At 58.7% G+C, this 8777-nt stretch carries 8 protein-coding genes; 4 read left to right on the top strand and 4 right to left on the bottom strand.

Annotation, left to right across the window (positions count from 1 at the left end; all coding sequences use genetic code 11):
• Positions 1-30 precede the first annotated feature (30 nt).
• From fecA to AUC61_RS08880, 3 genes are all read right to left on the bottom strand, one after another.
• The gene (gene fecA / locus AUC61_RS08890; RefSeq protein ID WP_243245568.1) at positions 31-2385 is read right to left on the bottom strand and encodes a TonB-dependent Fe(3+) dicitrate receptor FecA; all 2355 of its coding nucleotides are present in this window, start codon (positions 2383-2385) and stop codon (positions 31-33) included.
• Positions 2386-2700: 315 nt separating this feature from the next.
• Entirely contained in the window at positions 2701-3678 is a 978-nt protein-coding gene (locus tag AUC61_RS08885; protein WP_243245567.1) for a FecR domain-containing protein, read from the bottom strand.
• Positions 3675-4178: a sigma-70 family RNA polymerase sigma factor gene (locus tag AUC61_RS08880; protein WP_243245566.1), complete on the bottom strand. Its 504-nt coding sequence runs from the start codon at positions 4176-4178 to the stop codon at positions 3675-3677. Before AUC61_RS08880 ends, AUC61_RS08885 begins: the two co-directional genes overlap by 4 nt.
• A 208-nt stretch (positions 4179-4386) precedes the next feature.
• Between AUC61_RS08880 and AUC61_RS08875 the strand changes: the two genes are divergently transcribed.
• Genes AUC61_RS08875 through AUC61_RS08865 form a run of 3 tightly spaced genes read left to right on the top strand, consistent with a single transcriptional unit; the run spans position 4387 to position 6640 of the window.
• Positions 4387-4731, top strand: coding sequence for a DUF3649 domain-containing protein (locus AUC61_RS08875; RefSeq protein WP_422765158.1), 345 nt, complete (start codon positions 4387-4389; stop codon positions 4729-4731).
• Positions 4728-6308: a PepSY-associated TM helix domain-containing protein gene (locus AUC61_RS08870; RefSeq protein WP_243245564.1), complete on the top strand. Its 1581-nt coding sequence runs from the start codon at positions 4728-4730 to the stop codon at positions 6306-6308. Before AUC61_RS08875 ends, AUC61_RS08870 begins: the two co-directional genes overlap by 4 nt.
• Positions 6308-6640 carry a DUF3325 domain-containing protein gene (locus AUC61_RS08865; RefSeq protein ID WP_243245563.1) on the top strand — a complete coding sequence of 111 codons (333 nt, stop codon included), beginning with the start codon at positions 6308-6310 and terminating at the stop codon, positions 6638-6640. The genes AUC61_RS08870 and AUC61_RS08865 overlap by 1 nt, the downstream gene beginning before the upstream one ends.
• A gap of 113 nt (positions 6641-6753) precedes the next feature.
• Here the strand turns inward: AUC61_RS08865 and AUC61_RS08860 are convergent, their stop codons facing one another.
• Positions 6754-7650 carry a helix-turn-helix domain-containing protein gene (locus AUC61_RS08860; protein WP_243245562.1) on the bottom strand — a complete coding sequence of 299 codons (897 nt, stop codon included), beginning with the start codon at positions 7648-7650 and terminating at the stop codon, positions 6754-6756.
• Between the two features lie 121 nt (positions 7651-7771).
• Here AUC61_RS08860 and AUC61_RS08855 point away from each other — a divergent pair, with 121 nt between their 5' ends.
• Positions 7772-8671 carry a DMT family transporter gene (locus AUC61_RS08855; RefSeq protein ID WP_243245561.1) on the top strand — a complete coding sequence of 300 codons (900 nt, stop codon included), beginning with the start codon at positions 7772-7774 and terminating at the stop codon, positions 8669-8671.
• Positions 8672-8777: the final 106 nt, after the last annotated feature.

Below are 8777 nucleotides of genomic sequence, written 5' to 3'. Positions count from 1 at the left end.
TACAGGTGATCTGCGTTACCCGCTAGCGGATCAAAACGCCACAGACGTCTGCACATACACCGTGCGTGGTTCGCCGACGTATTTGCCTCGGTTGTTGTCGTCAAACGAGCGGGTGAAGTACTCGTGGTTGAAGATGTTCTTCACCCCGACCGCGACGTTCAAGTCAGACAGCTGCGGGCCAAAATCGTAAGCGGCACGGGTGCTGAACAACATGTAGCCGGGGATCTTGCCAGCAGCGCCATTGGCTGTTTCTGTACGGGTGTTGGCGTTATCGGCGAATTGATCGCTCTGGTACGAACTGTCCAGATTCAGCTTCCACTGGCCTTCGGTATACGCTACGCCAAGGGTGCCTTTGTGTTTCGACGCAAACGGCACGCGGTTGCCTTTGTTCGGGCCGTCTTCGCGAATAGTCGCATCAACAAAGGCATAGGTGGCGTACACATCGAAGCCCGCCAACGCAGGGTTCAGGCCGGCCAGCGCATAGTTGACGCTGGTCTCGATCCCCTGATGACGGGTTTCACCACGGGCGATCACGCTGCTGTCGGTCTGGTTGGTTTCGTACTGGTTATCAAAGTTGATCAGGAATGCGCCGATCTCGGCACGCAGGTTGCCGTTGTCGTACCGCGTACCCAATTCCCAGGTGCGTGCTTTCTCGGGTTTGACTTCGCCCCCGGCAATGCGGCTGGACATCTGACTGTACTGCACGCTGCCGAACGAGCCTTCGGTGTTGGCATACAGGTTCCAGCTATCGGTCAGGTGATACAGCACGTTCAAAGCGGGCAGGGCGGTGTTGTAGTCGCCTTTGTATTTGAGGTTGTTGAAGTTATCGGACTGCGCTGTATCGATCCTCTCGTAGCGAATGCCCGGCGTGATGGTCCACTTGCCAATATCGATACGGTCATCAATGTAGATCGCATTGGCTTCAGTCGCGCCACGGGTATCGCGGTCGTAAGGGCTGCTGGTGGTTGGCAGCACATTGTTCACGGTGTTTTCGCGGTAGCGCAATTCGTGCCCGGCTTCGTTGATGTAGCGATAACCGACGCCGACTTCATGCCAGCTTTCGCCCAACGCAAACCCTTGGGAGAAGCGCGTCTCCAGGCCCCGTACCCAATACTCGCGAGGCGACAGCGAAACGAAGCTGCCTTGCTCCAGATAGCCGCTGCGTAACGTCTTGGTGAAGAATGTATTGGCGGTGAAAACCCGCGCATCTTCTTCGTAGCGATAACCGAAGTTGACCATGGTGCGACGGCCCCAGAACTTGTCCTTCAAGCGCGTCGACTGATAGGGATCTTCCTTGTAGGCGGCGACGTTCAGGCCGCCCGGCATATCCGCTTCGCCCTCGTAATACTGAGCCATGGCGTTAACGCTATTGGCATCGTCGATCTGGTATTTACCCTTGAGGATCAAGTCGTCGATCTGGGTATCGCTGTGCTCGCGCCAGTCGCCGCCGCGCACGCCGGTGTACAGAATCGCACCACCCAGGCCATTGTCAGCAGTGCCACCCGCCAGCACGTTACCCGTGGTCTTGAAGCCGTCGTGGCTGGAGGACGGGCTGGTTTCGGTCTGGAAACCGCCTTTGAGCGTTGGCTCATCGGGGATGGCGCGGGTCACGAAGTTGACGACCCCGCCGACGTTCTGCGGGCCGTAACGTACCGCACCGCCACCGCGGACCACGTCTACCGCATCCATGTTGCCCATGCTGATCGGCGCGAAGGACAGTTGCGGTTGACCATAAGGTGCGAAGGGCACCGGGATGCCGTCCATCAATACCGTCGATCGCGATGCCAGACGTGGGTTGAGGCCACGAATGCCGAAGTTCAGCGCCATGTCATGGCTGCCGGTGCCATTGTTTTCCGGGGCGTTGACGCCAGGAATGCGATTGAGCACTTCCCGTGCAGTGCTGGCGCCCATCCGCTCGATTTCTTCACGGCGGATCACGTCACGCGCGCCTGGGTGCTCAAAGACGTCTGTCTGTTGCGCCTCGCCCAGCCAGTCGCCGACGACGGTTGACGCGCCCAGCTCAATCGGACCATTAGCCTGTGCGCTCACCGGCTGCAAGGTGAAGCCGTTCTGCCCATCGGGATTGGCTTGCAGGCCTGTTCCTTCGAGCAGCGCTGCCAAGCCCTGTTCAGGCGTGTATTGACCTTCCAGTCCACGGCTCTGCAAACCACTGGTGACTTGCGAGCCGAAAGAAATCAGCACGCCAGCTTCGCGCCCGAACTGATTCAGTGCGTTCTCCAGCGGGCTTGGCGCAATGTGATACGTCTTGCTGTCGGCATCGACCGCATACACCAGCGGCACGCTGCACAGCGAAAGACCGGCACCAAATACGATATGCCGCAACGAGCGAGACAGGGGAGACAAACGGCTGGGGCGAACTGACATACAGGAGTCCTTGGGCGAGAGGATTAAGGTGCTTTCCCTGTCTGTCACGCGAGCTATCGAAAACGGCTCACTGGTTTTGAAAAATAATTATCAGTTTGCTGACTCGCTGCTTTCTTTCTGCAAAAGCTGGCCTCTGCAGGAGCGCCCCCGTCGTCCAGACAGCCGCGCTGTCGCGCAGCAAACACGGGCCCTGTAGGAGTGAGCTTGCTCGCGATAGCGTCAGGCCAGACAGTAATTTCTTGACAGGTCTACCGTTATCGCGAGCAAGCTCACTCCTACAGACGTCTCACTTCAACTCAGGCTGTGACCTGACGCTCAAACCCGCGCCTCAACACTCACCCAATACCGGGTAAACCGTTTGACCCGCACCGGCAACGCCACCTCCAGCAAGTCCAGAATGCGCTCGCTGTTGGCCAGTGGATAACTCCCTGAAATAAGCAGGTCAGCCACTTTCGCATCGCATTGCAGATGGCCGCGACGGTAGCGGCTCAGTTCGGCGAGGAAGTCCTGCAGACGCATGTGCGCTGCCACCAGCATGCCATCGGCCCAGGCGCCGCTGTTGGCGTCCAGCGCCTTTACCGGCTCCCATGCATTGCGGTTGAACACCACCTGCTGCGTGGCCTGTAACTGCAAGCCAGGGCCAGTGAACGTTGTCGGGTTCAACTGCACTGCGCCGCTGAATACTGCCAACTGCGTTTTACCTTCGAGCTGGCGCACGTCGAAACGGCTTGCCGCCGATATCGGGTGAATGCTGCCCTCGGCCGTGGTCAGTTTCAGCGGCCGGGGATCGTCCGCGACGGTCAGCATGATTTCGCCTTGCAGCAGCTTGATAAGGCGCTGTTCGGCATCAAAACGCAGGTCAATGGCGCTCGCCGTGTTCAGGTGGATTTCGCTGCCGTCGTCGAGCGCGATCTTGCGCCGCTCGCCCACGCCGTTGTGGTAATCGGCGAGCAACGGTTGCAGCGAAAGCTGATCGCGCAAGCCCCAGCCTGCTGCTGACCCCGCGCCCAGCAGCAAGAGCAATTTCAGCGCCTGGCGTCGACTGCTGGACCTCGGTGCATTAATGGCGGCATGCGCCAATGGCGACGAAAGCCCGCCCAAGCGCTGATTGACCCGCTGGATATGTGCCCAGGCTCGTTGGTGCTCGGTATTGCTGTTCAACCACAACTGCCAGGCCTGCTGGCGTAGCGGAGCGAGGGCACCGCTCTGCATTTCGATCAGCCAGCTCACCGCCTGCTCGGCCACTGCCGGCGCGATGTCTGACTTGTTCAGGGATTCGTTGTTCGGATTCATAGGGCGAAGTAGCAGCGCAACAGCGCCTTGCTCAGATGCCGTTTGACCGTGGCGATGGAAATGCCCAGTTGTGTGGCGATTTCACCGTGGCTGAGGCTGTCGACTTGCGACAACAGGAACGCCTGCTTGACCGCAACAGGCAGGCCATCGAGCAACTGGTCCAGCTCCAGTAATGTTTCCAGAATGATCGCTCGCTCTTCTTCCGAAGGCGCGACACATTCCGGCATCTCTGCCAGCGTCTGGTAATAGGCGCGCTCAAGGTCCTGACGGCGGTAGTGGTTGAACAATACGCGCTTTGCGATGGTGGTCAGGAATGCTCTGGGTTCGATAATCTGCGGCGTATCGCGGGCCAGCAGGACTTTGACGAATGTATCCTGAGCCAGGTCTGCAGCGCTGTGCGGGCAGCCAAGCCGACGCCGCAACCAGCCCGTCAGCCAGTTGTGATGGGCGTGATACAGGCCTTCGACAGTTTCGTTGAGCGCGTATTGGGCGAGGGGCATGACTGCTGCAGTCCGCAATGAACCATTTAATTGCGCGGATTCTGGCAGACTCTTTTGCGTATGAGAATATTTATCATTAATATTGCGTTCTGTTCGTGCGGGACGTCAAAGAATGTCCTGCTCGATAGCCTCCCGATCAGGATATCCCCATGCCGATTCAACGCTCATGTTTCACTGGGCGCTGTCCTTTACTGACGATTGCTCATTGATGAACGACGCGACGATGGACGCTCCTCAAACCCGTAAACGAACGCCTAAAGCCAAAGCTGCCGGTGTCTCCCTGACTTATCGGCTGGCGGTCACTTCGCGTATCGTGGCCGCACTGTTTGGCGGTTATCTGATCGCTGCGCTGACCAGCGTGTGCATCACCCAATGGGTGCCGATGCCCCGCGCCGATGCGGTTGTCACCGGCATGATGCTGTCATTTTTGGCCTATCTGTTGGCGGTGATCTGGTGCTTTGCGTGCCGTACGGCATGGCGGGCATGGGCAGGCATCCTGCTGCCTGCGGCCATTCTCGCGGTTGTTTTCGGTCTGGGACGGTGGTTGTCATGAAGGAAGGTTTTCGTCAGGCAATGGCCTGGCTGCACACCTGGATCGGACTGGTATTCGGCTGGCTGTTGTTCGCGATATTCCTGACCGGAACAATGTCCTACTTCAAGGACGAAATAAACCGCTGGACTCATCCGGAAATCCCGGCTCGGGTGGTCGACACCGAGGCCAGTGTCGATCGGGCCCAGGCTTATCTGCAGCAACATGCGGCGAATGCCACGCGCTGGTTTATCGATCTGCCCGATGAGCGCAAACCTGCCTTGGGGCTGATGTGGCAGACCGCAGAACAAGAGGGCAAGCGTGGCGCGTTCATGCGCAAGAGCCTGGATCCGCAAACCGGCGAAGAAATCCAGACGCGCAGCAGCATGGGCGGAGAGTTTTTCTACCGGTTCCACTTCCAGCTGCAAATGCCGCATCCCTGGGGTCGCTGGTTGTCGACCATTGCCGCCATGTTGATGTTCATTGCGTTGATCACCGGGATCATCACCCACAAGAAAATTTTCAAGGAGTTCTTCACCTTTCGTCCGCGCAAAGGTCAACGCTCCTGGCTGGACGGGCATAACGCGATTGGTGTTCTGGCGCTGCCATTTCATCTGATGATTACCTACAGCAGCCTGGTGATCTTCATGTCGCTGGTCATGCCTGCCAGCATCGTTGCCTCTTATGGCAAGGACACCCAGGCGTTTTTTGCCGATGTTTTTCCGAATACCAACACTAGTAAGACAACCGGCACGGCTGCGGCCCTGGCACCTCTTGCGCCGATCGTGCGGGCGGCTGGGCAGCAATGGCCGGACAAAGAGGTGGGTCGCCTGGTGGTCTATAACCCGGGTGATGCAGCGGCAACGGTCGTGGTGTCGCCCGGTGCTGGCAGCAGCGTCATTCATGATCCGGGTATTAACGTAGTGTTCAACGGGGTAAGTGGTGAGGTGCTGACGTTGCCGACTCAGCGTTCCGGACCATTACTGGTGTCCGGCGCGATGTACGGGCTGCACCTGGGTGAGTTTGCCGGGCCATTGTTGCGCTGGCTGTATTTCGTATTTGGTATTGCCGGGACGGCCATGATCGGCACCGGGTTGGTGATGTGGCTGGCTAAACGTCAAGTCAAACACGCCAAGACCGGCGTCTTGCCTTTTGAGCTGCGACTGGTGGAAGTGCTCAACATCGCAGGCATGGCCGGGTTGATGCTTGCCGTTGCTGCATTCTTCTGGGGGAATCGCTTGCTGCCGGTCGGGCTGGCCGAGCGCAGTGATTGGGAGATCACTCTGTTCTTCAGCGTCTGGGGCCTTTCAGTGCTGCATGCGCTGCTGCGCAAAGGCCGTCAGGCGTGGCGCGAGCAGTTGATGTTGGGTGCGGTGTTATTTGTCGGTCTGCCGCTGCTGGACATCGTCACCAGCGGCCACTACTTGCTCGCTTCAGTGCAGAAGCATGATTGGGTATTGATTGGTTTTGATCTGACAGTGTTGTTTACCGGACTCTTCATGGCTTGGGGCGCCAGGAAATTCCGCCCGCTGCGGCCGATAGCAGCTGCTGCGGTTGAAAGACATTCACCGTCGGCCCGACTTGAAAGCGAGGTTCACTGATGTTGCTGGCGACATTGCTGTGTTACGTGGGTTTTACCGCGCTCTGCCTGTCCATGACCAAACACTACGGTGAATTGCTGCACGGCAAGCTCAGCCCTGCTCGCAGCCGTTTGTTCAAGGGCGTCGGCTGGTTGTGCCTGGCGCTCTCGCTGTGGGCGGCGCTGGCTTCCACACCCTCGGGCATGGGCCTGGTGCAATGGTTTGCGGCATTGATGGGCAGTGCGCTGTTGCTGGTGTTCCTGATCCCGTTTCTGCCACGACTGGTGTTGGTGCTCGCGGCGGCAGTGGTGTTGGTCGGGCCACTGATTTTTATTAATCAGATGCTGGCGTGATGTTGCACTGTCGCGCTGTAACACTACCCTGTAGGAGCGAGCTTGCTCGCGATAGCGTCATCACGGGTGATGTATTCATCGCCTGACAGACCGAATCGCGAGCAAGCTCACTCCTACAGGGAGCAGGCGAAATGTTTCCCGGCAAACGCCAACCGGTATTCCCCCGGCGTCGCGCCCATCGCTTGCCGGAAGCGGTTGTTGAAATGGCTGGCACTGGCAAAGCCGCATTCCAGCGCTATCGCTCCAAATGCCATGTGCGTAGTACGCAGCAACTGGCGAGCGTGGTTCAGGCGCCGGGCAAGCAGGTATTGATGGGGCGGCAAACCGAAGCTTTCGCGGAACATCCTTGCGAAATGATATTCAGACAATGCGCACAGCCCGGCCAGTTGCCCGAGGCTCAGTGGTTCGGCGAGGTGAGTTTCGATGAACTCCACCAACTGTCGGCGCTGATGCGCTGCCAGGCCGCCTTTCAAACGCAAACCGTCCCGCATGCCAACCTGATCAAACAGCGCGCGGCTGAGTATTTCGTGGGCCATGCTGCTGGTCAGCAAGCGTTCCCCGGGCTCGCTCCAGTTCATCTGGATCAACTGACGAAAGCGCAGGGCCTGCTCCGGATCATCGTGAAACGTGTTCTCCCGTAATTGCAGCTCACGAGGCTCGCGGTCCAATAGAGTGATGCAGCCCAGGGCGAACTGTTCCGGGCTGATGTAAAGGTGCGCCAGACGAATTTCGCCGTTGATTACCCACGCTGACTCATGCCCGGCGGGCAGGGTGCACAGTTTGTCGGGGCTGCCTTTCTGGTCAGGCCGATCGCGACGAAACGTGCCCGTGCCGCCGTCGATGTAGCACGACAGCGTGTGATGGCTGGGGCCGTGATACTCCTGCGAGTCGTGGCGGTTGTTCCACAACGCTGCGACCAAACCATCGCCCAGCACCGCGCTCTGCTCAAGTCGAGCATGCGGTGAGCTGTTCAGGGCCTGAAAGACCTGGATGGATTCGATGGCTGGCATGGCTCGCATCCTACGCCTTACAGCACTCTCTGCCAGCCACCGCTGAAGCAAATGCGCAAGATTATGCAAATGACCGGTTCATGCTCGCCGCAGACTGATGCCTCACATTGGGAGTCGCGTCATGAACATTTCGCTTTATTTGCTTACCGTCCTGATCTGGGGCACCACCTGGATCGCGTTGAAGTTGCAGCTCGGCGAAGTGGCAATTGCGGTCTCCATCGTTTACCGATTCGGCCTCGCAGCACTGGTGTTGTTCGCGATGCTGTTGCTCAGCGGCAAGCTGCAGAAGGTCAACCAGCGCGGGCACATGCTTTGCGTTGCGCAGGGGCTGTGTCTGTTCTGCATCAACTTCATGTGTTTCCTGACCGCCAGCCAGTGGATCCCCAGCGGACTTATTGCGGTGGTGTTTTCCACTGCAACCCTGTGGAATGCCCTGAATGCACGGGTGTTCTTCAAACAGAAAGTCGCCCGCAATGTACTGGCGGGCGGCGCTCTGGGGCTGATCGGACTGGGCTGTCTGTTTTGGCCTGAACTGTCCGGGCACAGCGCCAGTCGCGAAACGTTGATGGGTCTGGGCCTCGCTTTACTGGGCACCATGTGTTTCTCGGCGGGCAATATGTTGTCGAGCATGCAGCAAAAAGCCGGTCTACGGCCGATGACTACAAACGCCTGGGGCATGTTTTACGGCGCCAGTATGCTCAGCCTGTATTGCTTGCTCAGCGGCACGCCGTTCGGGTTTGAGTGGACGACCCGTTATGTCAGTTCGTTGCTGTATCTAGTCATTCCAGGCTCTGTGATCGGCTTCACCGCCTACCTGACCCTGGTCGGCCGCATGGGCCCGGAGCGGGCAGCGTATTGCACGGTGCTGTTCCCGGTGGTGGCGCTGAACATCTCGGCTTTCGCCGAAGGCTACCAATGGACTGCCCCCGCATTGATGGGGCTGGTGTTGGTGATGCTGGGTAATGTGCTGGTGTTCAGGAAGCCCAAGGCGGTGGTGCCGGCGGGTGCGAAGCTGGCTTGAGTCGGCGGGGTCAGCTAATACGCCATCGCGAGCAAGCTCACTCCTACAGATTCACATACCTCTGTAGGAGTGAGCTTGCTCGCGATAGCGATGTTTCAAACGCCGA

The organism is Pseudomonas maioricensis (assembly GCF_022790535.1).
GTDB classification, from domain to species: Bacteria; Pseudomonadota; Gammaproteobacteria; order Pseudomonadales; family Pseudomonadaceae; genus Aquipseudomonas; species Aquipseudomonas maioricensis.
This window is presented reverse-complemented; position numbering and strand designations above follow the sequence as displayed.